This is a genomic window from Aridibaculum aurantiacum (genome assembly GCF_017355875.1).
GTDB lineage: Bacteria > Bacteroidota > Bacteroidia > Chitinophagales > Chitinophagaceae > Segetibacter > Segetibacter aurantiacus.
Map to the genome: position 1 here is coordinate 1,941,076 of NZ_JAFEWC010000001.1, position 25,396 is coordinate 1,966,471.

General features: G+C 42.4%; 24 protein-coding genes. All 24 read left to right on the plus strand.

Annotation, left to right across the window (positions count from 1 at the left end; genetic code table 11):
• The first annotated feature begins 38 nt into the window (after nucleotides 1-38).
• Nucleotides 39-554, plus strand: a complete 516-nt coding sequence (locus J4N22_RS08040; protein ID WP_207493412.1) for a UpxY family transcription antiterminator — start codon at nucleotides 39-41, stop codon at nucleotides 552-554.
• Between the two features lie 27 nt (nucleotides 555-581).
• On the plus strand, nucleotides 582-1,586 hold the full coding sequence (locus tag J4N22_RS08045) for a Gfo/Idh/MocA family protein (protein WP_207493413.1): 1,005 nt from the start codon (nucleotides 582-584) through the stop codon (nucleotides 1,584-1,586).
• Nucleotides 1,583-2,296, plus strand: coding sequence for an acylneuraminate cytidylyltransferase family protein (locus tag J4N22_RS08050; RefSeq protein WP_207493414.1), 714 nt, complete (start codon nucleotides 1,583-1,585; stop codon nucleotides 2,294-2,296). Before J4N22_RS08045 ends, J4N22_RS08050 begins: the two co-directional genes overlap by 4 nt.
• On the plus strand, nucleotides 2,274-3,074 hold the full coding sequence (locus tag J4N22_RS08055) for an SDR family oxidoreductase (protein ID WP_207493415.1): 801 nt from the start codon (nucleotides 2,274-2,276) through the stop codon (nucleotides 3,072-3,074). The genes J4N22_RS08050 and J4N22_RS08055 overlap by 23 nt, the downstream gene beginning before the upstream one ends.
• A gap of 90 nt (nucleotides 3,075-3,164) precedes the next feature.
• Nucleotides 3,165-4,208 (plus strand): N-acetylneuraminate synthase family protein, encoded by a 1,044-nt coding sequence (locus J4N22_RS08060; RefSeq protein WP_207493416.1) that lies wholly within the window; start codon nucleotides 3,165-3,167, stop codon nucleotides 4,206-4,208.
• A 3-nt stretch (nucleotides 4,209-4,211) separates the two neighbouring features.
• Nucleotides 4,212-5,366 (plus strand): UDP-N-acetylglucosamine 2-epimerase, encoded by a 1,155-nt coding sequence (neuC, locus tag J4N22_RS08065; protein WP_207493417.1) that lies wholly within the window; start codon nucleotides 4,212-4,214, stop codon nucleotides 5,364-5,366.
• Nucleotides 5,359-6,267, plus strand: coding sequence for an ABC transporter permease (locus J4N22_RS08070; protein ID WP_242692092.1), 909 nt, complete (start codon nucleotides 5,359-5,361; stop codon nucleotides 6,265-6,267). Before neuC ends, J4N22_RS08070 begins: the two co-directional genes overlap by 8 nt.
• Before the next feature lies 1 nt (nucleotide 6,268).
• Nucleotides 6,269-7,540: an ABC transporter ATP-binding protein gene (locus J4N22_RS08075; RefSeq protein ID WP_207493418.1), complete on the plus strand. Its 1,272-nt coding sequence runs from the start codon at nucleotides 6,269-6,271 to the stop codon at nucleotides 7,538-7,540.
• Entirely contained in the window at nucleotides 7,540-8,490 is a 951-nt protein-coding gene (locus tag J4N22_RS08080; protein ID WP_242692093.1) for a hypothetical protein, read from the plus strand. The genes J4N22_RS08075 and J4N22_RS08080 overlap by 1 nt, the downstream gene beginning before the upstream one ends.
• A complete protein-coding gene (locus J4N22_RS08085) occupies nucleotides 8,483-9,460 on the plus strand; it encodes an FkbM family methyltransferase (protein WP_207493419.1) in 978 nt (325 codons plus the stop codon). The genes J4N22_RS08080 and J4N22_RS08085 overlap by 8 nt, the downstream gene beginning before the upstream one ends.
• Complete coding sequence (locus J4N22_RS08090) at nucleotides 9,450-10,499, plus strand: glycosyltransferase family 9 protein (RefSeq protein ID WP_207493420.1); 1,050 nt, start codon at nucleotides 9,450-9,452, stop codon at nucleotides 10,497-10,499. Before J4N22_RS08085 ends, J4N22_RS08090 begins: the two co-directional genes overlap by 11 nt.
• The gene (locus tag J4N22_RS08095; protein ID WP_207493421.1) at nucleotides 10,496-11,413 is read left to right on the plus strand and encodes a glycosyltransferase; all 918 of its coding nucleotides are present in this window, start codon (nucleotides 10,496-10,498) and stop codon (nucleotides 11,411-11,413) included. The genes J4N22_RS08090 and J4N22_RS08095 overlap by 4 nt, the downstream gene beginning before the upstream one ends.
• Nucleotides 11,413-12,306 (plus strand): glycosyltransferase family 2 protein, encoded by an 894-nt coding sequence (locus J4N22_RS08100; protein WP_207493422.1) that lies wholly within the window; start codon nucleotides 11,413-11,415, stop codon nucleotides 12,304-12,306. Before J4N22_RS08095 ends, J4N22_RS08100 begins: the two co-directional genes overlap by 1 nt.
• Nucleotide 12,307: 1 nt before the next feature.
• Nucleotides 12,308-13,705 (plus strand): CDP-glycerol glycerophosphotransferase family protein, encoded by a 1,398-nt coding sequence (locus J4N22_RS20200; protein WP_207493423.1) that lies wholly within the window; start codon nucleotides 12,308-12,310, stop codon nucleotides 13,703-13,705.
• Nucleotides 13,702-14,961 (plus strand): glycosyltransferase family 4 protein, encoded by a 1,260-nt coding sequence (locus J4N22_RS08110; RefSeq protein WP_207493424.1) that lies wholly within the window; start codon nucleotides 13,702-13,704, stop codon nucleotides 14,959-14,961. The genes J4N22_RS20200 and J4N22_RS08110 overlap by 4 nt, the downstream gene beginning before the upstream one ends.
• Nucleotides 14,961-16,214 carry a glycosyltransferase family 4 protein gene (locus J4N22_RS08115; protein ID WP_207493425.1) on the plus strand — a complete coding sequence of 418 codons (1,254 nt, stop codon included), beginning with the start codon at nucleotides 14,961-14,963 and terminating at the stop codon, nucleotides 16,212-16,214. The genes J4N22_RS08110 and J4N22_RS08115 overlap by 1 nt, the downstream gene beginning before the upstream one ends.
• Complete coding sequence (locus tag J4N22_RS08120) at nucleotides 16,207-16,827, plus strand: methyltransferase domain-containing protein (RefSeq protein WP_207493426.1); 621 nt, start codon at nucleotides 16,207-16,209, stop codon at nucleotides 16,825-16,827. The genes J4N22_RS08115 and J4N22_RS08120 overlap by 8 nt, the downstream gene beginning before the upstream one ends.
• 7 nt (nucleotides 16,828-16,834) lie before the next feature.
• Entirely contained in the window at nucleotides 16,835-18,685 is a 1,851-nt protein-coding gene (asnB, locus tag J4N22_RS08125; protein WP_207493427.1) for an asparagine synthase (glutamine-hydrolyzing), read from the plus strand.
• 1 nt (nucleotide 18,686) lies between these two features.
• Nucleotides 18,687-19,877 carry a glycosyltransferase family 4 protein gene (locus J4N22_RS08130; protein ID WP_207493428.1) on the plus strand — a complete coding sequence of 397 codons (1,191 nt, stop codon included), beginning with the start codon at nucleotides 18,687-18,689 and terminating at the stop codon, nucleotides 19,875-19,877.
• Nucleotides 19,874-20,920, plus strand: a complete 1,047-nt coding sequence (locus J4N22_RS08135) for a glycosyltransferase family 4 protein (RefSeq protein ID WP_207493429.1) — start codon at nucleotides 19,874-19,876, stop codon at nucleotides 20,918-20,920. Before J4N22_RS08130 ends, J4N22_RS08135 begins: the two co-directional genes overlap by 4 nt.
• The gene (locus J4N22_RS08140; RefSeq protein ID WP_207493430.1) at nucleotides 20,907-22,301 is read left to right on the plus strand and encodes a glycosyltransferase family 2 protein; all 1,395 of its coding nucleotides are present in this window, start codon (nucleotides 20,907-20,909) and stop codon (nucleotides 22,299-22,301) included. The genes J4N22_RS08135 and J4N22_RS08140 overlap by 14 nt, the downstream gene beginning before the upstream one ends.
• Nucleotides 22,298-23,455 (plus strand): glycosyltransferase, encoded by a 1,158-nt coding sequence (locus tag J4N22_RS08145; RefSeq protein WP_207493431.1) that lies wholly within the window; start codon nucleotides 22,298-22,300, stop codon nucleotides 23,453-23,455. The genes J4N22_RS08140 and J4N22_RS08145 overlap by 4 nt, the downstream gene beginning before the upstream one ends.
• Nucleotides 23,456-23,480: 25 nt before the next feature.
• Nucleotides 23,481-24,782 (plus strand): O-antigen ligase family protein, encoded by a 1,302-nt coding sequence (locus J4N22_RS08150; RefSeq protein ID WP_207493432.1) that lies wholly within the window; start codon nucleotides 23,481-23,483, stop codon nucleotides 24,780-24,782.
• Nucleotides 24,742-25,380, plus strand: a complete 639-nt coding sequence (locus J4N22_RS08155) for a GNAT family N-acetyltransferase (protein ID WP_207493433.1) — start codon at nucleotides 24,742-24,744, stop codon at nucleotides 25,378-25,380. The genes J4N22_RS08150 and J4N22_RS08155 overlap by 41 nt, the downstream gene beginning before the upstream one ends.
• Nucleotides 25,381-25,396 lie beyond the last annotated feature (16 nt).

Genomic DNA, 25,396 nt, shown 5'->3' on the forward strand with positions numbered 1-25,396 from the left:
TGGGAGTGAGGTGGCGAAGCTGTATAAACTAAGATAAAATGGAAGAGGGAAAAAAAGTTCAGAAAAAGTGGTATGCACTTTACACTAAACCGAGGTGGGAGAAGAAAGTAACAACTGTTTTAGAGCGCAAAGGCGTAGAAGTTTGGTGCCCGCTTCAAAAGATACAGAAGCAGTGGAGCGACAGGAAAAAGATTGTTGAAGAGCCTTTATTTAAGTCTTATGTTTTTGTGCATATACTGGAAGGTGAGAAGACGAACGTGCTGATGACTGATGGCATCCTGAACTTTGTCTATTACTTAGGAAAGCCTGCCATCATTCGCGATGAAGAAGTAGAAGTAATACAGAAATATCTATCAGAAAAAGATGCCAGCATTTCTATTCAGTCGCTTGGCTCTTTAGATGAAAATACAAGGATAAAAGTGAACCATGGTGTCTTTATGGATACCACTGGAACGGTTGTAAAAGGCGGTAAGAAAAAGGTTTATGTAAAACTTGAAAGCCTTGAACAGGTAATGATCGTGGAGTTCCCGATCGACTATCTTACTCCCCTTTAGTTGTAGAAGATAAATCCATTTCCGTTTTTGAAAATACTTTTAATAGGCCTTGGTTCTATAGGCCAGCGGCATCTTACCAACCTGCTTCATCTTGGTTATACTGATGTATCAGTAGTAAGCCGGGCAGGCGTTTTACCCGATTCATTCTCCAGGCTTACGTGCTATGCATCCGTAGACGATGCACTGCAAGCACGCTCCTTTGATGCTGCCATCATTTGTTCCCCTACAGCTTTACATCTTGCGTCGCTGTTTCCTTTACTCAGGGCGCAGGTTCCAAATATTTATATAGAAAAACCAGTTAGCCACAACCTGGAAGGTTTGGATGAACTGGTGAGGCTGGCTACTTCGTATACCAATAATATTGTTGTAGGCTATGATCTTCATTTCGATCCGGGCATGCAAAAAGTAAAGGAGCTGCTAGATCAGAATGTGATTGGAAAAATTGTATCTGTAAATGCACAGGTAGGTCAGTACCTTCCTGACTGGCGGCCGCAGCAGGATTATCGTGAAGGCATGAGTGCAAAAAAAGAAACGGGTGGAGGTGTAATGCTTGACCTTGTTCACGAATTTGATTATCTCTATTGGCTTTTCGGCCCAGCTGAAAATATCTGCTGCCAGTATACAAATTCAGGCGCGTTGGAAATAGAAACAGAGGATGTGTGCGAAGTGCTTATTCGTTTTTCTAATGGCGCCATTGGAACCATACATCTTGATTACCTGCAACAGAAAATGATTAGGAACTGCATGATCACCGGCCACAATGGAAGCATCTTTTGGGATCTTTCAAACTGCCGTGTGTCGTGGATAAATAAGAACAAACAAGAAACGCAGTTTGAATATGTGGGCTTCAACCGCAACGATCGATTCATCGAAAGTATGCAATCTTTCCTGTCAGGTGCAGAAGATCCTCGCCTTACCAGCCTTGCTGAAGGATTGGAAAGCTTGCGTTGGGTGGTTGCGGCTAAATATTCCGCAGAACATAATTCGTTTGTAAATCCAAACACCTTCAAAACCGAACAGTTCGTAAAATGATATTAGCAACTATCTGTTGTCGTGGTGGTTCTAAAGGTGTTCCGGGAAAAAATATAAAAGCACTTGCGGGTAAGCCGCTCATAGCATATACCATTGAAGCTGCCAAGCAATCATCTCTTATTGATGATCTCATCATTTCAACCGATGATGAACTGATAGCATCAGTAGCGAAAGAATATGGAGCAAAGGTGCCCTTCATGCGTCCTGCTGATCTTGCCAGTGATACTGCATCTAAATGGCCGGTGTTCATTCATGCTGTGGAGACTTATGAAAAACTTACCGGAAATTCGGTTGAATATTTAGTGGACCTGGATGTTACCGTTCCGCTTAAAACTGCTGCCGATATTGATGGTGCTATACAGGCTGCCCTCAATGATCAAGCAGTTGACGTAGTGATAACAGGGTACGAGCCTGAGCGCAATCCATATTTCAATATGATGGAGGTGAAGGAAGATGGTTATGCTGCAATAGTGAAACAAACTGAGCGCCCCATTGTACGTCGGCAGGATGCACCGGCAGTTTATAGTCTTACACCTGCTGCCTATGTTATAAAACGATCAGCATTGTATGCATACGAACATTGGAGCAAAGCCAAATGTAAGATACATCCCATACCGAGAGAAAGAGCAATAGATATAGATACAGCAATTGATTTTGAAATAGTAGAATTTTTAATGGCACGAAGAAATGAACCAGCTGAACTTATTTGATCTTACAGGCAAGGTAGCAATAGTAACGGGCGGCGCAGGCTTGCTGGCATCTGAACATGCTCTAGCATTACATGCGCATGGCGCTTCCGTTATATTGGCTGATTTCAATGAGGAAAAATGTAATGAGGCCGCAGCTAATTTAGAAAAGGAAGGAGTTACTGTAGCTGCCAAATATTGCGATGTAACAAAGAGAGAGAGCTGGGAAAAACTACTGGCTGATGTAGTAGCAGAACATGGAAAGGTTGATATTTTGATCAACAATGCAGGTTTTACGAACCAAAGCAAGTCAGCCAACTTTGATGCGTCATTTGAAAATTTTCCTCTGGAAGATTGGAACGCAATAATGAATGTAAACCTTACCGGTGCCTTCTTAGGTTGCCAGGTGGTGGGCAAGCACATGGTTGAAAACGGCAAAGGTTCTATTATCAACATCGCTTCTTTATACGGTGTGGTTAGTCCAAATCATCGCATCTATCCGGGTACAGGTATATCACAACCAGTGGCTTATAGTGTAAGTAAACATGGAGTTGTAGCACTTACAAAATATTTGGCTACACTATGGGCAGAGAAAGGCGTACGTGTAAATGCGCTTACGCCAGGCGGCATCTTCAACGAGCACAAAGGCCTGTTCCTTGAGCGCTTCCAGCAACTGAACCCTATAGGAAGAATGAGTGACAAAACTGAACTCCGTGGAGGTATTGTGTATTTAGCCAGCGATGCAAGCAGCCATGTTGTTGGGCATAACTTGATAATTGATGGGGGATGGACAGCGTGGTAAATAAGAAAATTAAAAATTAAAAATGCCAAATGTAACAGGGCACTTCCTGAGCTTTCCTTTTACATTTTTCATTTTGCATTTTACAATAGAATGAATAACAGTTTCTCAATATCCGGCCGCAAAATCGGTTACGACTTTCCTCCTTTGGTGATAGCGGAGATAGGCATCAATCATGAAGGTTCTTTGGAAGTAGCGAAGCAAATGGTGGATGCGGCTAAAGCTGCGGGTGTGGAAGTGGTAAAGCACCAGACGCATATAGTAGAGGACGAAATGAGCAGTGCTGCCAAGAATACTATTCCCGGGAATGCAGACGTAAGCATCTACGAAATCATGCGCCGCTGCTCATTGAATGAAGCAGATGAATATGCGCTGAAGCAGTATGTAGAGGAGCAAGGGATGATCTTCATTAGCACACCATTCAGCCGTGCGGCTGCTGATCGTTTACACAAATGGGATGTTCCTGCTTATAAAATCGGATCCGGCGAATGCAACAACTATCCATTGCTCGAGCATATAGCTTCATTCGGTAAGCCTATTATTTTAAGTACAGGTATGAATACGATAGCAAGTGTTCAGAAGGCTGTAGCCATTTTTGAGAAACATGGCGTGCCGTATGCTTTGCTTCATACCACTAACTTATATCCCACACCCAATCATCTTGTTCGTTTAGGTGCAATGGTGGAACTGCAACAAGCTTTCCCTAGCGCTGTAGTTGGGTTGAGTGATCATACACTTACCAATCATGCATGTTTGGGTGCTGTGGCATTGGGTGCATCTATTTTAGAAAGACATTTTACTGATAACATGGACAGGCCAGGGCCGGACATTGTTTGTTCAATGGATGTGCAGGCTTGTAAAGAACTCATAGAAGGCAGCAAGATCATGGCGCAGCAACGTGGTGGTACAAAAGGCCCTGCAGCGGAAGAACAGGTTACTATTGACTTTGCATTTGCAACCGTTTGCTCTATTCAACCCATCAGGAAAGGTGACATATTTAATCACCAGAACATTTGGGTAAAACGTCCGGGTAAGGGAGGCATACTGGCAGAAGAATATAATACCATCATTGGTAAAACAGCAGCAAGAGATATAGAGCCCGACGTACAAGTGAACTGGGAGGACATCAGCAACTAAAGCATGATATTGAAAAAGAAGATCGTTTTTTTAACGGGTACACGTGCGGATTTCGGGAAGCTGAAATCGCTCATAAATATATTAAACGAGCAGCCGGAATTTGAAGTTCACATATTTGCTACTGGCATGCACATGGACCAGCAATATGGTTTTACTGTACGCGAAATTGAAAAGTGCGGCTACCAAAACATCTTCAAATACATCAATCACGATGGCGGCTCATCAATGGACATAACGCTTTCACGCACCATTGAAGGTTTTGCCAACTATGTACATCTTATAAAGCCTGATCTAATTGTAGTTCATGGCGATCGCTCTGAAGCGCTGGCTGGATCAACTGTTGGTGCATTGAACAATATACTGGTTGCACATATAGAAGGCGGTGAAGTATCCGGTACTGTAGATGAACTGATCCGGCATGCAGTTTCTAAACTCAGCCATTTGCATTTTGTAGCAAATGATGAAGCAAAGAAGCGGCTGGTGCAAATGGGAGAGCGTGAAGAGAATGTATACATCATTGGTTCTCCGGATATGGATGTAATGCTGAGCGATCAATTGCCTTCCATTGAAGATGTTGCTGCAGCTTACGAGATACCTTTTTCAAAGTTTAGCATCTCTATGTTTCACCCGGTAACAACGGAAGTGGAGGAAATGGATGTATATGCAGAACAATATGTAGATGCATTGGAAGAGACGGGGCTGAATTATATTGTTATCTATCCAAATAATGATAAAGGCGCTGCCTTCATTTTCAACAAGCTGAAGCGCCTACAGTTGAACAGCAAATTCCGCTTGTTCCCTTCTGTGCGTTTCGAAGCTTTCCTTGTAATGATGAAGCATGCACAATTTATCATTGGTAACTCAAGTGCCGGTATACGCGAAGCACCTTATTATGGTATTCCAACTGTAAATGTTGGTAGCAGGCAAAATGGAAGAACGCGCAACCGGCAGATCATTCATACCGGGTATAGTAAAGAAGAAATATTGGAGGGAGTACAAAAAGCTTTATCAGTGCAGGTGCAACCAACATCATTATTTGGCGCTGGTAACAGTGATGTTCTTTTTCTTGAGATCATGCAATCGGCAGCCATTTGGAAAACTTCAAAACAAAAATTGTTCGCTGATCAATCAGCTATAGTCAACGAAACTTATGATTGATCTTACGCAGGAAAAGGTACAGCTGGAAAAGATAGAAATGCAAGAGGAGAAGCCACAACCAAAGTGGACAGAAATACTTACGCCTAAAAGCAAGCTGCTCGATCTGAAGTTGAAAGAAGTTTGGCGCTACCGCGACCTGCTTTTTCTTTTTGTAAAACGTGATTTCAAAGCACAATACAGGCAGACGATACTGGGGCCGCTATGGCATGTGATACAGCCAGTATTTACCACGCTTATCTTCCTTGTTATCTTCAACAACCTTGCTAAAATTCCTACTGATGGTATACCTGCTATCTTGTTTTACATGAGCAGTCTTACCATCTGGAACTATTTCGCTGCCTGCCTTACCAGCACCAGCAATACATTTGTTGCCAATGCAGGCATTTTTGGCAAAGTATATTTTCCTAGACTTGTTCTACCATTGAGCATCGTAATGTCGAACATGGTGAAGTTTGGTATTCAGCTTGGCTTGCTCATCATTGTTTATGCTTATTATCTTCTTAAAGGAGAAATTGTATTTTCTTTTGGCCCTCATTTATTGCTGATGCCTGCTATTGCAGTTGTGATGGCTATGCTCGGTCTTGGAATGGGTATCATCATATCGTCTGTTACGACCAAATACCGCGATGTGGCTGTCCTCATTCAATTTGGTGTTCAATTGCTGATGTACATCACACCTGTTGCTTACCCTTTATCGTATGCGATGGAGTCGAAATATCGCGGGCTGATGTTGTTCAATCCTTTATCATCATTGGTTGAAGGCTTTAGGTATAGCATATTCGGAACAGGCACTGTTGACGTTGGATTAGCCACGTACAGTATTGGCTTTGCTGTAGTTGCTGTGCTTATCGGGATCATATTATTCAATAAAGTAGAACGGTCCTTTATGGACACGGTGTAGCATGAGTGTAGTTATACAGGTAGAAGATCTGTCGAAACAGTACCGGCTTGGAAAAGTGGGCAGGAGTTCCCTTAGCCACGACATCAATCGGTGGTGGCATACGGTGCGTGGCAAAGAAGATCCATACCTGAAAATAGGGCAAGAGAATGATCGCGCTGTGAAGGGCAGCAGCGACTATGTATGGAGCTTGCGCGATATCAATTTTGAAGTAAAGGAAGGAGAGGTGCTGGGGATCATTGGTCGCAATGGTGCTGGTAAATCTACTCTTCTAAAGATATTATCAAAAGTAACTGCACCTACTTTAGGCAATGTAAAATTGGCTGGTCGTGTGGCGTCTTTACTTGAAGTGGGTACAGGTTTTCATCCTGAATTATCTGGTCGTGACAACATTTACCTGAACGGCGCTATCCTTGGCATGACACGAAACGAGATCAGTAAAAAGTTTGATGAAATAGTTGATTTTGCTGGCGTAGAGCGATATATAGATACACCTGTTAAACGCTATAGCAGTGGCATGTATGTACGCTTGGCGTTTGCAGTTGCAGCACATCTTGAACCAGAGATATTGATTGTTGACGAAGTGTTGGCAGTAGGTGATGCAGAATTTCAGAAGAAGTGTTTGGGTAAGATGAAAGATGTGAGTGTAAATAATGGTCGCACTGTACTTTTCGTTAGCCATCAGCTCGGAAGTGTGGCTCAACTCTGCACCAAAGCAATGATGCTGATGAACGGTAAGCTGGTAGAATATGGCGATACCAACACGGTCATCAAGAACTACCTCGGCTCCATCAACACCAATACATCATCGGAATATACCATCTCGCAAGTTGATAAAGCAAAGCGTAGTTACTACTTCGAGAATGTACAGATCAGGAACAGGGGAGGTGAGCTCGCTTCTACGTTGGGTACAAGCGATCCCATCTACATCGGTGGTAGTTTCGTAGCACCCGCTTCACCGTCCAACGCTGTCGAAGTAGCCTTCAGTGTTCTAGATCATCGCAAGAACCGCATCTTCACCATCCACGAGCCGCTTTCGGTTCTAAGCAATTCATACAGGCAGGGACGCAACGAGTTTCAGCTCCAGATCGATGCTGATTTTCTTACACCCGGCAGTTATTCATTGTTGGCGGCTATACATATCCCGCACATGCAGCAGTTTCACCTCCTCGACGATGTTTGCAAGTTCAATATCGTAGACTCTGGTAGCAGGTTCTCCGATTATGAAGGAGTGGATTACGGCGTTGTATACCCCCGCTATTCAATCAAGGCATAATGTTGTACAAAGTAAGAAGCAAGTTCAGAAGGTTCTTTGGTAACTACAGGCAATTTCATACTGTTGGTAAACAGATAGCTGCTGTGCAGCGCGAGGTGAATGTTGTGAAGGAACTGGTGGCAAAGCAACAGGTAGCACATATTCGTTCGCTCGGTATTGTCGACGATCTGAAAGAGGTTGAATTCAAAGTGTATTCCCAGGCAGGTGAAGATGGCATCATCCAATACCTGGTTAATAATATACAAGGAATGCCACCAACCTTCGTTGAGTTTGGTGTAGAGAATTACCGCGAGGCTAATACGAGATTCCTTTTAACCAACAACAATTGGTCAGGCTTGGTAATTGATGGCTCTGATAAAAATGTAGAACAGATAAAATCGGATGAATTCTATATCCGCTTCGATCTATATGCTGCTGCGAAATTCATCACTGCTGAAAACATCAACAGCATCATTAGCGAGCACGGCTTCAATGGCGAGATCGGCTTACTGAGCGTGGATGTAGACGGTAACGACTACTGGATATGGAATGCCATCGATGTTGTAAATCCTGTTATTGTTGTCTGCGAATACAATAGCGTGTTTGGTAACCAACGCGCAATTTCTATCCCTTATGAACCGGATTTTTATTTAAAGGATGCCCACTATAGTCATCTTCACTTTGGTGCTTCTTTACCGGCGATGATACATCTTGCCACACAAAAAGGTTATAGCTATGTTGGTTCTAACACGAACGGCAGCAATGCGTTTTTTGTGCGTAACGATAAAGTAGGCCAGCTAAAGGTTCATACGTCTGCTTCGTCTTTTGTTGATTCTAAATTTCGTTCTTCAAGAGATGCAGAAGGTAGACTTACGTTTGTTAGTGGCTTCAAAAGAAAAGAATTGATCAAGGATATGCCTGTAGTAAATGTGGTTACAGGTGCCATGGAAACTGTTGGAGATCATGTATAATTTTCTTGCTTCTTTCGCTGGTAAAAATGATCGTTTTCGTTCGGCGATGTACGATCTGTTAGTGCGTGTTTATTCCAGAAAATCACTACGCAAGCAATGGAAGAAAGCATGGAAGCAGATCATATTAGCTAATGTGCAGAAGCCTGTTGCTACTACGCTGCACGGATTTCCTGCGGTTGTTAACACCGGCTTTAGCTATCCGTTGGTGGCGCGGACCAATGGTCAATTCAATAACCCACTGTTGCAGTTGGCGCACCAGGTTCACCAGGCTAAACAACGTCCCATCTATGTGATTGACGTAGGTGCCGCGATTGGTGATACCGTGTTCTTCCTACAAGGAAATATGCCTGGTGCTTTTGAAAAGATACTATGCGTAGATGGTGACAAGGACTTCTTCTCTTACCTCGAGAAAAACATGCAGCAGTTTCCTTTCGTGCAGTCAGTGAACACGCTGTTGAGCTCGGAGAGTCGCATGGAGAAGAGCCTGGTAAGGCTGCACGCAGGTACGGCAAGCGCACAAGGTGATAGCGAGGTGGAAGCTATATCGCTTGATGAGCTGGTAGAACAAACAGGCATGCCACAGGTAGATCTACTAAAGATCGATACAGATGGCTTTGATGGTAAAGTACTACTGGGTGCTAAGAATATACTTAGCCAGCACAAGCCAGCAGTGATTTTCGAATGGCACCCGATACTGGTAAGCAAGACAGGCAATCAAACCCACGAAGCATTCGATATACTTGCCAGTTCAGGTTACAACAAGTTTGTCTTTTTCACCAAGTACGGACAGTTCAGCCACTTCATGAACCATGTTGACCATGCAGCGCTTTCGTCACTCTCCCAGCTTTGTTTCAATAACAAGCATGATGATGATTGGCATTATGATGTGGTAGCATTGAATGATGACGCGATCGATGCGGTTCAGCTGGCCGAGGCGGCATTTGCAAAAAAGAAGAAGAGTGTTATCTAGAGTTACAGGTAGTATGAAAGTGCATTGGGAGCTACGTTCACTTTATTGGCATGTGCTGGTGTCGCTGATGAAGCTGGCTTGTATAAGAATAGCATGTGCTGTCACGGGTAAAAAGATTGTCGTGGTTTCGCTGTACGAACACATTGGCGATATCATCGCCTGCGAGCCTGTCATTCGTCATCTGAAGCAATCAAAGAAGATACACCTCACCTGGGCTATCAATACAAGTTATGCAGAGCTGGTAGAAAAGCATCCTGCAGTGGATACAGTCTTGCGTTTACAGTCTTATAGCGAGTGGGTGTTCCTGCAAAATATTCTCAAGAGCACAATGAAGCTGGTAGACCAGCTAGTAGACCTCCATATTGACAGCAGGCGATGCAAGAAGTATGGCTTCAAATTAAAGCACAAGAACACTTCGCGCCACCACGAATACTTTACATCGAACAGCCTGTTACAAGCTTTTACTCGTTCGGCAGGATTGCCTGAACTAAATGAAGCGCCTGTTCTTTATTTGGATGAAGATCAAATGCCGCCCTTTCCCACCAAGCCTTACATTGTCGTTCATACGCAGTCTAACAATCCGCATAAAGATTGGCAGCCTGCTAAATGGACACAGCTATGCCTCGAACTTTCTGCACTTGGCTTTTATGTAGTAGAGGTAGGTTTGAACAGGCAGATCGAAACGCGAAGTCCTGGCTTTATTGATTTTACCGGCAAGCGTTCATTGGCGCAGATAGGACAGCTCATAAAGACGTCCGCTTTTTTCATTGGAGTAGATAGCGGCTTTGCTCATATGGCAAACGCATTAGGAGTTGAAGGACGTGTGCTTATGGGACATTATGTTACCGGCAAGTTCCACTTCAACTACTACAATCCTTTCGCAGGTAAATACGCTGATCCGTCTTATATCATCTACACCAAACATGGCTCTTTACAAGAACTTGAAGTAAATGAAGTGATCGACAACCTCTTGCCGGTGTTACAGCCGCAGCTTGTTACCAGTTCGCCTGCTATAAAACAACAAACTGTAGTAGATTGATCTCTGTAATCGTTTGTTCACGCTCTAAAGAAGCATTTGAGGCCTTGGCGGCCAACGTGGCAGCTACGATAGGACTGCCACATGAGGTAGTGCGTGTTGACAACTCCACCAGACGCTACAGTTTATGTGCTGCTTACAATGCAGGTGCTGATAAAGCAAAATTTTCCTACCTGTGTTTTGCTCATGAAGACATAGCCTTCATGACTGAAGGTTGGGGGCAGAAGATCATCGATCATTTCAATGCTGATGATAACATAGGCTTGCTTGGCGTAGCCGGAGGTATCTACAAATCGAGGATGGCCAGTGGATGGTGGCAGTTTGAAAGCAACTCCAAAGATGTCAGGCGAATGAACATCATCCAGGCTGGCGATCATCTTCTATACAACCCGCATAACGAGCTACGTAGCGAGGTAGTGTCGATCGATGGTGTTTTTCTTGCTACTAAAAAACAAGTGTTCGATCAGTATCGGTTTGATGAAGCACTTACCGGATTTCATGGTTATGACCTGGACTACTCAATGCAGGTTAGCCAGGAATACAAGCTGGCTATCGTTTATGATGTACTGATCGATCATCAGTCCACTGGCAACGATAATATCAAGTGGATGGAGGCAATGCTTGCTGTACATAAGAAATGGAAGAGCAGGCTACCAGCTACTTTAGCTAGTGCAGACAATAATTTCTTCACTTACAACAGCGACTGGAGGTTGTTACGCAGGAATATGGCCTCGCTTTTTAAGTACAACCTAAACCTATGGCAGCTGGTGAGGTTCTATAATGGCTACTTCAGTTTACTTGATCAAAAGCCTAATCTACTTGCTTGTACAAAGGATTACCTGAAAGGACTTGTTTGGCTGGTACGCCAGTATGCGCAGCAAAATAATTCATCACCAAGAGTAGTGTTAGCCAAATAATGCAGCCACTCGTTACCATAGTAGCCATATCGTATAACCAGGAGGCGTTTGTTGCAGATGCTCTTGATAGTGTCAAAGCGCAAACCTATTCGAACATACAATTGATCATAGCAGATGATGGTTCTACAGATGGAACTAAGAACATCATCAGGCATTGGATACAGGAGCATTGGCCAACAGCTACTTTCATCAATCACCCGGTTAATCTTGGACTGACGAAGAACCTGAACTCTGCACGGGAACATGTAAAAGGAAAGTACTACCAGTTCCTTGGTTGCGAAGACATCATGCTGCCAAGCAAGATCGAGAAGCAGGTGGCGATCTTAGAAGCAGATCCAACCATTGATATCGTTTATTCTGACATGTACCGGATGCGTGAAGATGGTACAATAGAAGATGCTACCCATTTTGAAAAGAACAATTACAACATACCACGCAATGGTGTGGTCTACGAGGAACTGATCAAGACATGTTTCATCTCTACACCAACAGCGTTGATGCGTACAGAAGTTCTGCAAACGTTAAACGGTTATAATGAAAATCTTTCCATTGATGATTTTGATTTTTGGATAAGAGCGTCCAAACAGTTTCGTTTCTTATATCATGATGATGTTACCATGCAGTACCGCATCATGGAAAATTCACTAAGCAACAAGAAAGGCATAAACAGGTTTAGGACAAGATTTCTTGTTTACTACTACAATTACGATAAGCGGAAGCCTTATCGTTCTGTATTTGATGAACGTTTGAGGTTTAGTTTGAAAAGCCTGTTTTATAACGGCTATAATAAAACAGCTTGGTTCTCGTTGAAAGCATTGCTGAAGACATGGAATTTATTTTTTGCAGGTATGTTCTTTCGCAGCCTGCCGTTGTTAATTAAGAAAGGGAGATAGAGTGAAGCGTGTATTGATACCCATTGTAGGACAAGGTTCTATTGTACATATCATCAGGACTGGCATTCTAGACCAGTTAAAAGAACATATTGTTCCTGTAGTTGCACTCCTTTGGAATGAAAAACAATTGGTAGAAGAACTGGAAGCGCAGGGAATCGAAGTACATCTTTTTCCTGAATACAATGTTAGTCCTGCTTATACCAATCATCGCAATAAGATCAACCTCTGGTATAAAAAGTTTAGGATAAAGACTCCGAGCTTTAAGATACAAGAGGCATACCTGCAGCAGCATAACCGCACTGGTAAAAGTAGATTGATCAAGCGGCTACGCCAGTTGTATTACGAAACACGTTTTGCAGTACAGCCCGGCTATGCTGATACTCTTATTGATCGCGAAAAGCAACTGATACAAACAGAGCCTGCGTTTGATACTTTTCAGCAATGGCTAAAGGCGATCAATGTTGATGGCCTTTTTACTGTTACGCCCTTTCTTCCTGAAGTGGATTTGGTAGCACGAATACTCAAGCAGAATAATATACCTGTTATTGCTTCTATACATTCCTTTGATAATGTAACGAAGCGCGGATGGCAATCTGTGGTTTTTGATGAATACATTGTATGGAATAAATACAATAAAGCAGAGCTTGAGCGTATTCATCCATCCCTGAAGAAGAAAGATGTTATCACTATTGCCGGTGCTCCACAATTCGATTTTCATTTCAACTCAAACTTCACCTGGAGCGTAGAGACGTGGAGGAGGAAGTTGAATATTCCTGCAGGCAAGAAAGTAATCCTTTATTCTGGCGGGCCTGTGTCTTTGTTACCCGACGAACCGCAATATTTACTGGCTTTGAAAGAAGCTTATGATAAAGGAGTACTACCTGCTGATACAGTTGTTCTATTCAGGTGTCATCCGCTGGATAGGGTAGAGCGATGGAAGGAATATGTAGGTGAAAGCGATCATATTGTGTATGACTCTGCACCCAATGGAAAGGATAAGCTGGACTATGTAAATGTGAAGGATGATGATGTGGTGAAACTGATGTCTACACTAAAGCACACTGCTGTTCATATTAATGTTGTGTCGACTATGGCAGTAGATGGAAGTGCATTCAATAAACCTCAGGTCGGGCCATATTATGATGATGTGAATAAGGCGAGTGAGGAATTGTTTCGCGGCATGTATTACCAGGAGCACTATCGTCCAATTATGAAAACGAAAGTTGTCAATCTTGCGCATACGAAGCAGCAATACCTGCAACTGGTAAATGATTGTTTGAAACAACCATCCAACTATACCATGCAATGCATGCGTTGTGTAGAAGAGATCATCACTTATAATGATGGCAGATCTGCAAAGCGTGCAGCAGCTGCAGTAATAAAATTCTTCACTGCATGAAGATCCTTCACGTAACGCAGAATTATTATCCATCTGCCGGAGGGCCGCAGTATACCATGCAGCACGTATCGGAGAAACTGGTGGAGTATTATAATGATGAGGTGAAGGTGGCTACTACCAATTCATTGTTCAACCCGGAGTCTCCGTTATACCAAAGAGTGGATCCTGCATCGGAAGTTATCAATGGAGTAGAAGTAACCAGGTATCCATACAATCGTTGGCACTTTCCACTTATAAAATATGGCGGAAAAGTGTATGGTAAGCTTTTCAATAAGAGCTTGCCTTATTCTATCTCGAAGCTAAGGTGGAGCCTTGATAGTCCTGCCATTGATCGCGCCATGCGACTTACTGATGCAGATGTGATAATGGCTACAACCATCAATTACAATTTTTGCAATTACCCGATGTGGCGACATAAAACTGCTGATCCAAAGCCGTTCGTTTTATATGGTGCCATTCATCTTCATAAAGCCTTACCGCACGATCATCCTTCTTTGGCAAAAGCTAAAGCTTGTGATTGTTATATAGCCAACACAGATTTTGAAAAGCATGAGCTCATCAATTATGGCGTAGCTGAAGAGAAAATAGTAACTATAGGAACAGGTATAGATCTAGATAGTTTCCATTGCAATGCTGATGATGTAAACCATTTTAGAAAGCTGCATGGCATCAATGAAGATGACTGTGTTGTAGGCTTTGTAGGAAGATTGGTTAAAGGAAAAGGTGTTGCTATTCTTATTGATGCTTTGCGAAAAATGCATAAAACCAACAGCAACATGAAACTATTGCTTGCTGGTGGTACTACTGATTATGTTCCTGTAATACAAAGAGCGATTGACGAAGAAGGCTTGCCAATCATATTGATCAGGGATTTTCCTGAAGAGCAGAAAAAGATCATCTTCTATTCTATTGATGTCTTTGTACTTGCTTCGCAAAGTGAATCATTTGGAGTTGTTTTCCTGGAAGCATGGGCATGTCGTAAACCTGTGATTGGAACTCGTATGGGCGCTACAGAATCATTACTGGATGAAGGTATAGGTAGCCTCTTGTTTACAGGTGGTGATGTGGATGAGCTTTGCCACCAGCTGCAGTTACTAATGAACAACAAGGAACTGCAGGCACGTTTAGGTAACAACGGGTTTGAGAAGGTGCAGCAAAAATTTACCTGGCCTTCTATTGTTGCAGCATATCGTAATGCATACGAAATCGGTATTGAAAATTTTCATCGCACCTATAAAACGGCAGCAGCACTTTAATGAAGATCATTCATGTTACCCATTGCTATTATCCATCTAAAGGAGGCGTGCAGTGGTTTTATAAGAATGTTTCGGAGCGTTTGGTAAACGATTATGGTGATGATGTGACCGTTGTGACAACAGATTCTATGTATGGCCCTGAGCGGAGTTTGTACAAAAAGATAGAGCCTGCTGAAGAGATCATCAATGGTGTAAAGGTGCTGCGGTTTCCTTACAAGCGCTGGCACATCCCATACTACCGGCTGCTGATAAAAGCCTTATCCAAACTTTCGCTACCAGTACCTGGAATACTAAGAAAGCGTTTGTATGGGCCACTTTCAAAAAGCATGAAGCAGTACTTGCTAACAGCCAATGCAGATGTGGTTTGTGCAGGATCATCTAATTATTATTACATGCAGCTTCCAATATGGAGGCAGTTGCATTTTATCTACTTTGGCAGCATTCACTTCAGCGAGCAGCATGCTTCAGATGTGCTTACTAAAACGCAACGAGCTTCTATACAGGCTTCTTCCTTATACCTGGCCAATACCGCATACGAAAAGCAGCGACTTATTCAAGAAGGCATTGCTGCTCATAAAATCAAAGTAATTGGGGTTGGTGTTGATGACAAAGTTTTTGAAGTAGACCAGCAGCAGGTTTATGATTATCGTGCAGCATTAGGTATAGCGCCTGGTGCTATTGTCATTGCTTATGTTGGCCGTATTGAAAAGCCAAAGAATGTAAAGTTGTTGATCGATGCTTTTCTAAAGCTGGAAGCTCAAGGTCAACCTGTTTATCTATTAATAGCAGGTGCGGGTAGTGATCATGCTAAGGATTTGCAGCAATTCACAAGTACGTTAACACCAGAGGTGCAGCAAAAGATCAAGTGGAAGATAAATTTTGACAGTAGAGAAAAGCCACTGCTTTTTCATGCGTTAGATATTCTCGTATTGCCTAGTAACAATGAGTCCTTTGGGATCGTTTTCCTTGAAGCATGGGTTTGCAAGAAACCAGTAATAGGAGCGAACATTGGTGCAGTAAGAGATGTGGTAAGCCATAAGGTTGATGGTTTATTGATGGAGATGAATGATGTTGATAGTCTTTGCCAACATCTTTCACTGCTGGTAAGCAATGAAGAACTCAGGGCAACAATGGGAGAAAGAGGTTATGAGAAGGTGATGGAGAATTATACCTGGGATATTATCACCAGGAAAGTGAGGGACTGCTACAAAGGGCAATACCATACAAGTAAAACAACAGCTGTAAATGTTTAGAGAAGAATCTGTCTGGATAAAAAATGCATTGCAAAAACTAAAGCCAGTTGCTGGTAAAAATGCAGTTGCAAATATTGGTTCGTCAACAGAACATTTCCGCAAAGTTATACAACCACATATTCATCACAATATCATTGCTACACTGGAAGCTGAAGGTTGGGAAGTTTTTAATGTAGACCTGAAACAGGAGCCGGGTGTAGACCTTGTGGCTGATGTAACGAAGCCCCATTTTGCAGAGCCGTTCAAAGATCGTTTCGCCTTGACCATTTGCACCAACTTATTGGAGCATGTAGAAGATATAAATCTTGTAGTTCAAAATTTGGTTGCTATTACCAAGCCAGGTGGTCATATACTAATCACTGTTCCTTATAAGTACAGGATCCATCTTGATCCAATTGATAATGGTCTGCGTCCTACGCCACAAGAGATCTATCAGTTGTTTGCACAAGCAGGCGATCATATACTTGATGCACACATCATCTCTATTTCTGATAAATCTTATTATCGCATCAGGCCTTCACGTTTTCCATTGTGGGGCTACCGCGAAAGAGTAGCATATTATTTAGGCAAGCGACACAAAACGTCCGGTATTCTTTTCTCAATAAAAAAGTAACACCGCAATGTGCGGCATAGTAGGCGTATTTAATTATAAGAAGGATATAAAGGACCAGGAGCGATTTATTAACTGGTCGCTTCAAACCATGCAGCACCGTGGACCTGATTCCAATGGTGTTTGGAGTCATGATAATTATATTGCCGGCTTTGTTCGTCTTGCTATCCGCGATCTTTCTGCAAATGGCCACCAGCCTATGGTATCGCAGTGCGGAAATTATGTGCTTTCGTTCAATGGAGAGATATATAATACGGAAAGGTTCAGGCAGCAGTTACAGAAGCTTGGCGTTAGCTTTAGATCAACTACTGATACCGAAGTGCTGCTATATGCACTTATACATTTTGGTGTTGAGGCAGTGCTTGAAAAATTTGATGGAATATTTGCTTTTGCTTTTTACAACAGGCAAACAAATGAGCTGTTGCTTACCCGCGATCGTACAGGCATCAAGCCATTGTACATTGGTCACAGCCAGCAGGGATTGGTGTATAGTTCGCAGTATGATCATATCATCAATCATCCTTACATCAGCAACAATGCATTGAATGCAGCTGCATTGGGTAGTTATCTTCAGCTTGGATATGTGCCTGAAAATACCGGTGCGGTTGATGGAACGTTTTTACTACCTCATGGTTATTACCTACGTGTAGATACAACAGGTTATACCATGCATCGGTATTATAACTATCCACTTGACAATACCACTGCTCCAGTTGTTTCATTTGAAGAGTTACTGCAACAAACTATACAGCAACAACTGGTGAGTGATGTGCCGGTTGGTACATTCATGTCTGGTGGTGTAGATAGTCCTTTGGTATCTTATTATGCAAAAAAGCAAAAGCCACTCAGCTCATTTACCATTGGTGTCGATGATCCATCGATAGATGAATCCAAAGCTGCAGCAGCTTATGCTTCACTGTTCAAAACCGATCATCATACGCTGCATATAACAGAGCAGGATCTGCTGGCTACCATAGATGATAATACAGCTGCTTTCACAGAACCGTTTGCTGATTTCTCATCTATACCTACGCTGTTGCTATCAAAATTTGCACGAACAAAAGTCACCGTTGCCTTTAGTGGCGATGGAGGCGATGAACTTTTCTGGGGGTATCCTCGCAATATGCGTATGCTTCAGGAAGGTATGATGTTTAGAAAAAGCAAGTTACAACGTGTGCTTGCTTTGGGTAAACAAAAACTGGTAGGTGGAAAGCGGATACTGCGTAAACGCCACCTGGAGGTAGAAGATTTTCCTGCGTATTATTATCGTTCTCTTTTTATAACAGGTGCCGAACAGTCATTGGATTCTTTGTTTGAGCAAAAAGCAGAAGAAGCTTTTTTCTATAAGAAGATATACAAAGAGAACAATATACTTAACACCGGCGAAGCACATGTAATGAACATTCTTCGCAAGATGGAGATGGACCTTCACCTGCAACGGATATTACTAAAAGTTGATCGTGCCAGCATGTTCCATTCGCTTGAAGTAAGGGTGCCTTTGTTGAGCAATGATATCATACAATACAGTACTGGCCTCGGTTATAGCGATTGTGTGAAGAATGGACAAGGTAAATACAACCTCAAGCAATTACTGATCAAACATTCAAACGAACAATTGGTATTGCAGCCAAAGAAAGGCTTTGTTATTCCTATTGGTAATTGGCTGCGGAAAGAACTGAAGAGCGACGTGCAACAAAAGCTGCTTGGGATGCCACAGGCTCTTGCGCCATTATTCAAAAAGCAGGAAGTAGAAAAGATATTGAGAGAGCATAACAGCGGCAGTGCTGACTGGGGCTGGCTTATCTGGTCAATGTATTCGCTTGTCAACTGGCATGCATATCATCTTAGTAAATTCTCCTAGTTTGAAAATCGGTATCATAGTAGACAAGTTTCCATCGGTAAGCGAAACGTTCATCTTGAATAAAGTGGAAGGCCTTTGTAAAAGAGGCTACAACGTGGTAGTATTCAGAAACAGCAGGCATAATGACCCGGCATTGGAAGCACAAATGCTTTCAGCAAATAAGGCGAACCTTACGTTGGTAGATATGCAACTGCCAACCAATCCCATACAGGCTACAGGTACTTTATTAAGAAATCCTTCAGTGGCTGTATCTGCACTTTCTTCTGGTTCTTCATCACTTGCTGGTAAAATAGTATCAGCTATCCGTGATAAATATTTCGCTACGAACCCTTGCGATATTTATCATTTTGAATTTTCAGGTCTTGCCATTCAATACTTGCCTTTGTTTAAAAACCTAAGAGGAAAAATAGTTGTCAGTTGTAGAGGTACTGCAGAAAAAGTAAAAGCTGTTACTCAACCTTCACGTAAGATGGAGCTGCAGCAGTTGTTTGCTAAGGTTGATAAAGTGCACTGTGTTTCTGAAGATATGGCTCAAACTGTTGTTGGCATTGGTGCGCCACGTCAAAAGGTTTTTGTAAACAGGCCAGCTATCATCTCATCTTTCTTCAAACCTGCAGAAACAAAGGCTTCAAGAACTTCTGTAAACATATTTTCTATCGGCAGGTTCTCTTTTCAAAAAGGTTACTTGCTAGGTTTGTTGGCAATGCAACAAGTGGTAAAGCAGGATAAAGATGTACACTGGACAATTGCAGGCGATGGACCTATGCGTGAAGAGATACAGTTTTACATCCACGATCTTGGATTGCAGGATCATGTAACATTAGCAGGAGCTGTAGTAAAGCAACAGGTGTTGGCACTATTTCAAAATGCTGACATTTTCTTTTTACCAAGTGTATACGAAGGGATAGCCAACGTGGTATTGGAGGCAATGGCGATGCAACTGCCTGTTGTTTCATCGGACTGCAGCGGAATGAAAGAAGTGATAACACAGAATGAAGATGGAATGCTCTTTCCCAATTATGATGTGAATGCAATGGCTGCATCACTGCTTGATCTTATAGCTGATAAAGAAAAGCGAAAGCGTTTAGGCATTGAAGCACGCAAAACCATACAGGCTCATTTTGATTTGGAAAGACAGCTGGATGTTTTTGAAAGAGAGTATCAACAGTTGTTAACTCCTGTAACTGCATGAAAGTAGTACTTGTATACGATCAGCTGAACACAGGCGGCACAGAGCGTTTGATTGTTACCATAGCTAATCTACTCCACGATCATGGCCACGAGGTGAAGGTGATTATTCTAAAGGAACCTTCAGCTTTAGATACGGCACTCAATTTTGCCATACCTGTAGTTTACCTGCATAGAAAAAACAAGTATTCAATATTTAAGATGAAGTATTTAGCTGCTGCATGTCAAAAGGCTGATATCATTCATCTCCATTCTTATTACAACTGGCGGTACTTCTATCTTACCTCTGTACTCTTTAGAGTTGGCGATGCAAGGATCATCCTGCATGAGCATTCTGATATGAAGCAGATGAAGGGCTTTGATAAAGCACTACTGTCCAATCTTGATGCTTTCATTGCTGTTCATCCCATACAGGCTAACGAAGCAGAACAGGCAGATGTACCTAAGAAAAAGGTCCACCTGTTGCCCAATATTGTTACATCCAATTATAAATTATTGCCCCAGTTTGAAAAGAAGAACAGGATACTGATGGTAGGCAATATTCGCAGGGAAAAATATTATGAGCTTGCTATAGAGATCATCAAAAAATTACCTGCATCTATAGCGCTCGATATTTATGGGAATGTGAATGACCCACTTTACCAGCAGGAGCTAGAGGGCGCAATCAGCAATTATGGTCTGCAGGATAGGGTACATTTCATCACTGGCGAAACAGAGGTTTACCAGCATTTCGCTAAATATGATCTTGCACTGCACACTGCAAACAACGAGACCGGACCATTGGTAGTATTGGAATACCTGGCAGTGCATATGCCTTTCTTTTGTTCATCTGCAGGACAATCCCCAGCGCTGATGGCACCCATCATACCGCAAGTAGTTATGAGCTCGTACAATGCGCAAGCCTGGGCAGATAAGATAAATGGATATTATTCGTTATCTAAAGAAGAGCATCATGCGTTTGTACGGCAGATAGAAACTGCTGCCAAACGTTTGCTGAATGCAGAAGATTATTACCAGTCGTTGCTAAACATTTATGAACAGGCATAACAAAAGAACCTTTCCTTTTAGTTTCATTAAGTACACCCAACCAGGGTGGCAGTTTAATGTCATGCCTGTTACTGGTAAACCGGTTGCTACTGCTTATTATCATCCTGTACACCAACCGCACAAAGCTGCATCCTTGCACGAAGATGTGGGGTACGAAACAGATACAGCACGATGGACAGACGTAGGGTATAGAAACCTGCAAGGTGGCTATATGACATTCTGCAGTGAAGAAGAACGAGAAGCTATTCTTTCGTTGCCATCACCTTCTTTGAATGATGAATACAGGTTTGTAGCAAAATATTGGGGCGGCTTTTTTAGTGTGTTTGCATTGATCTGCCGATTGGCTGGTTTGCATAACCCTATAAAAGAGATAGCCGCTTTTACCCGTTCATTGAAAGTAAAAAAGGTAGAGCTGTTTGTTCCGCTTGTAAATGATAAGCAGGAATATGAAACTTTTGAATCTGCTCTTGTTGCCCAACAGCCGCTTGTGTCTGTTATCATTCCTACGCTTAACCGTTATACCTGGTTAAAGGATGCATTGCATGACCTGGTGCAACAGCATTACAGCAACTTTGAAGTGATCATCATTGATCAAAGCGAAAACTTTGATGAAGCTTTTTACGATCAATTCAATCTGAGACTAAAAGTGCAGCACCAAAAAGAGAAGCTATTATGGACTGCACGCAACAAAGCCATTCAACTTTCTGATGCAGATTATCTTTTATTCTTTGATGATGACTCACGGGTAGAGCCGGATTGGATATTGCAGCATTTGAAGGCTCTTGAATATTATAAAGCAGACATATCTGCAGGAGTATCGCTGGCCACTATCGGTGGTAAGATCCCTAAAGGATATAAGTACTTCAAATGGGCTGATCAATTTGATAGTGGCAATGCATTGGTGAAACGCAGCGTGTTCGAGAAGATCGGCTTGTTCGATCTGCAATACAACAAGATGCGCCAGGGTGATGGAGAATTTGGCTTCAGGGCATTTCGAAATGGATTTGTGAGCATTAGTAACCCGCTTGCAAAGCGTGTTCATTTAAAGGTAAAAGATGGCGGATTGCGAGAGATCGGCTCGTGGGATGGCTTTAGGCAGAAGAAGTGGTTTCAGCCAAAGCCTGTGCCCAGCGTACTTTTCCAGTATAAAAAATATTTAACGGCAGATCTTGCAAAGCATGCGGTATTGATCGGGTTGTTGTTATCAAACGTTCACCTGAAACATAAGCGCAATAAGTATATGCTGGTTGTTAGCTCGCTCATGTTCATCATTAAGAGCCCGTTGCTGTATTACCAATATCGGAAGTCGAAGAAGATAGCTGAAGCCATGCTGTTACGTGATAATGGTATTCAACCTTTAAAACAAGTAGCTGCAGCATGATACTTGGCATCATAACAGATTGTACACATTATACATCACCTTCTGGTGAAGTATGTACCGAGAACCATATACTGCTGCGCCAGTTCAAGCATCTTAGTGCATATTTTGAAAAGACCATCATCCTTTGCCCATTTGGAAAGTTTGATGATAGAAAGGTGACAACAACTTATACTTCATCCAATATACAGTTTCATCAACTTCCATTGGTTGGTGGTAATGCAATGAAAGATAAAGTTCAATTATTAGTTACTGTTCCTAAATGGTTGCGTGCTTTTAAAATGCTTCACAGGCAGTGCGATGTTGTTTACCAGCGTTTCCCTAACAACCTGAACATTCCTGGATTTATTTACTTCTGGCTGCAGCGCAAAAAAGTTTTTGCTACCTACACCGGCACGTGGAGTGGCTACCAAGGTGAGGCTGCATCTTATCGTTTGCAGCGTTGGATCTTGCGTTCTCCGTTTCGTGGCCCTGTTTGGGTTTATGATGAAAAGGGAAAAGAACAAGGACGGATCAGGAACGGCTTTAGTCCATCGTACAGTGTAGCAGAGTGGGAGGAAGAAACAGCTCAGGTTGAAAAGAGGAAGCAACGGATAGAGAATGGCTTGACGACCTACAAGTTTCTAACAGTAGGTACCATCATAGATTATAAAAATCAGTTAGCTATTGTACAGGCATGTCATGTATTGAAGCAAAAGGGATTTTCTTTTCAATTGACCATTGTAGGTGATGGACCTATGAAAGCTGAACTTGAAGAATATGTGATAAAAAATGGTTTGCAGGAAGAAGTAAAGCTGGTAGGTAAACAGAACCATGTATCGCTTCGCCAGCTATACCGTGAACACGATTTTGTAGTCCAGGCTCCGTTGAAAGAAGGTTTCGGTAAAGTGCCTATTGAAGGATTTTTTCATGGTGTTATACCTGTCATCAATAACATTAGCATGGCAAGCCAGATGATTGGTGCAAACGAAAGAGGATTTTTATTTGATGCCTCTAAACCAAATCATCTTGTGGAGACGTTATTGTCTTTGCCGGCACAGCAACATTTGTTTGCCGGTATGATAAATAAAGGAAGAACGTATGCAAAGTTGCAAACACTAGAAGCATGGGCTCGTGAATATTATGAAACTGTGAGTGCTTACTACAATGAAGCTTAAGAATATATTTAGACATAAAGGATACTTGCCGCACTTTATTGCGGCATTCATCATTGGATTAGTCGTTGGTTTTAAAACCCTTCCTTCCAATATAGTTGGATATGCATATATGGGTATTATACTGCTGGCATTCATCCGATGCCTGCAGGGTAATGTTGCGGGTTTTCTTTCTGTAATACCATATGCCATCTATGGTGAAATATTCATGAGAGCATTCGTGAAATGGGTGCCGTACCTCACGTTGCAGTATAGCCTCATTGCATGTTTCATTGTTCTCATCTTTCGAACGCCATTACAAAAATGCCATTTCAGGGGCTATATGTTTTTGTTGCTCTTTACGCTGCTGGAGTTGGCAAACAATGTACTTCCGTATAAAGTAGATGTAAGCCGTGCTATCCTGGTTAATTCTGCTGCACTAATGTTGCCTGTTTTATGGGCTTCTTATCATCCACTGAAACCTGTTGTGCTAAATCGCTTTATCAACAATGTAAAGATCGCCTGCCTGTTCCTGGTAGGTGTGGTGTATGTGGCTCATATCTCTGGGAATATTGATTACGGCGGGCACTCAAATTCTGATGCGAGTAATGGTTTGGCACCGGTACAATTGAGCGGGTATATAGGAGTAGCCTGTTCCTTCTTTTTCTTTTCAATCATGAATAATGAGCAGTCGCAGCATAGGTGGCTAAACATACTTGTACTTGGCTTTTGTGGTACTGCTATGGTGCTGACTTTCTCAAGAGGTGGTTTATATTTCTTAGGCGTGATCGTGGTGATGTACCTGTGGTACAACAGGGCTAAAGCAAGAAACTACGCACTTTTTATTCTGCTAGTGCCGGTAGTGCTTATATCATATCATTTTGTGGTAGAGCAAACACAAGGAAAAATTCTGGAACGCTATCAACAGGAAGGTTCAAGTAACCGTGATGTACTGGTGATGGCTGGTTATAAAGTATTTGAAAAACATCCTTGGATAGGAGTAGGTACAGGAAACTTCAATACGGTTATTGTGCGTGATGAACTATTTCCCGTGGAGTCAGGTGCGCATAATGAGTTCATTCGTGCTGCTGCAGAACATGGAATTGTTGGCCTTATACTTTACTGGGGTTTCTTCTTTTCATTGTTCTATAACATATCGCGCAGGGCCCATATACAAAAGCAGTATGCTATGTATTTTACAGTGCTCATGTGTATGATCATTATTCACAACGGTCTCAAAATATCCATTCAGCCGTTCCTGTTGATGCTTGCCGTAGCAACTCCTTCGTTATTACCACAGAAAGTAAAAAATGTTTACAGTCGTACCTACCAGCAAAGAGTTACTGCATAAGGTAGCGGCTTGCCATATGGCTTGTTTCCCCGGTAGCCTTTCTACAAAACTAGGAGCGTCTTATGTGCGCAAGTCGCTGGAGTGGTTCCTTGTTGATGAGAACAGGTTCTTGTTTCAAATAGAACAGGATGGTGTGGTAGCAGGGTACTGTGGCGGATTTATTCCAAGAAAGATTGGGGACGGAAGTAGCAGCGGGATGTTGCAGCATGCATTTAGCGAAGCGATAAAAGGCATTATAAAAAAGCCATGGCTGGTGCTCCATAACGAGGTCGTTCAATATTATCCATTCATCTGGCGAAACATTAAAAGGAAGATGACCGGCAAAGTACAACCAGCTCCAACCAATGGTCCTCAAAAAGAATTTAAACCATTTGTAGGATTGGTGGTGATAGGTGTTCATCCGCAGCATCGTGGATCTGGTGTAGCGCAGCATTTGATGGCTGAGTTTGAAAGGCAGGTAAAGGCTTATAAACAAACGGAGTTATATCTATCGGTAAAAAAAGATAATGGACGCGCCATTAAAGCCTATCAAAACTTTGGGTGGAAGATAGACGAGGATAAGAAGGACACATACCTGATGAAAAAGGTACTACTATAAGAACGGGAGTAACTGT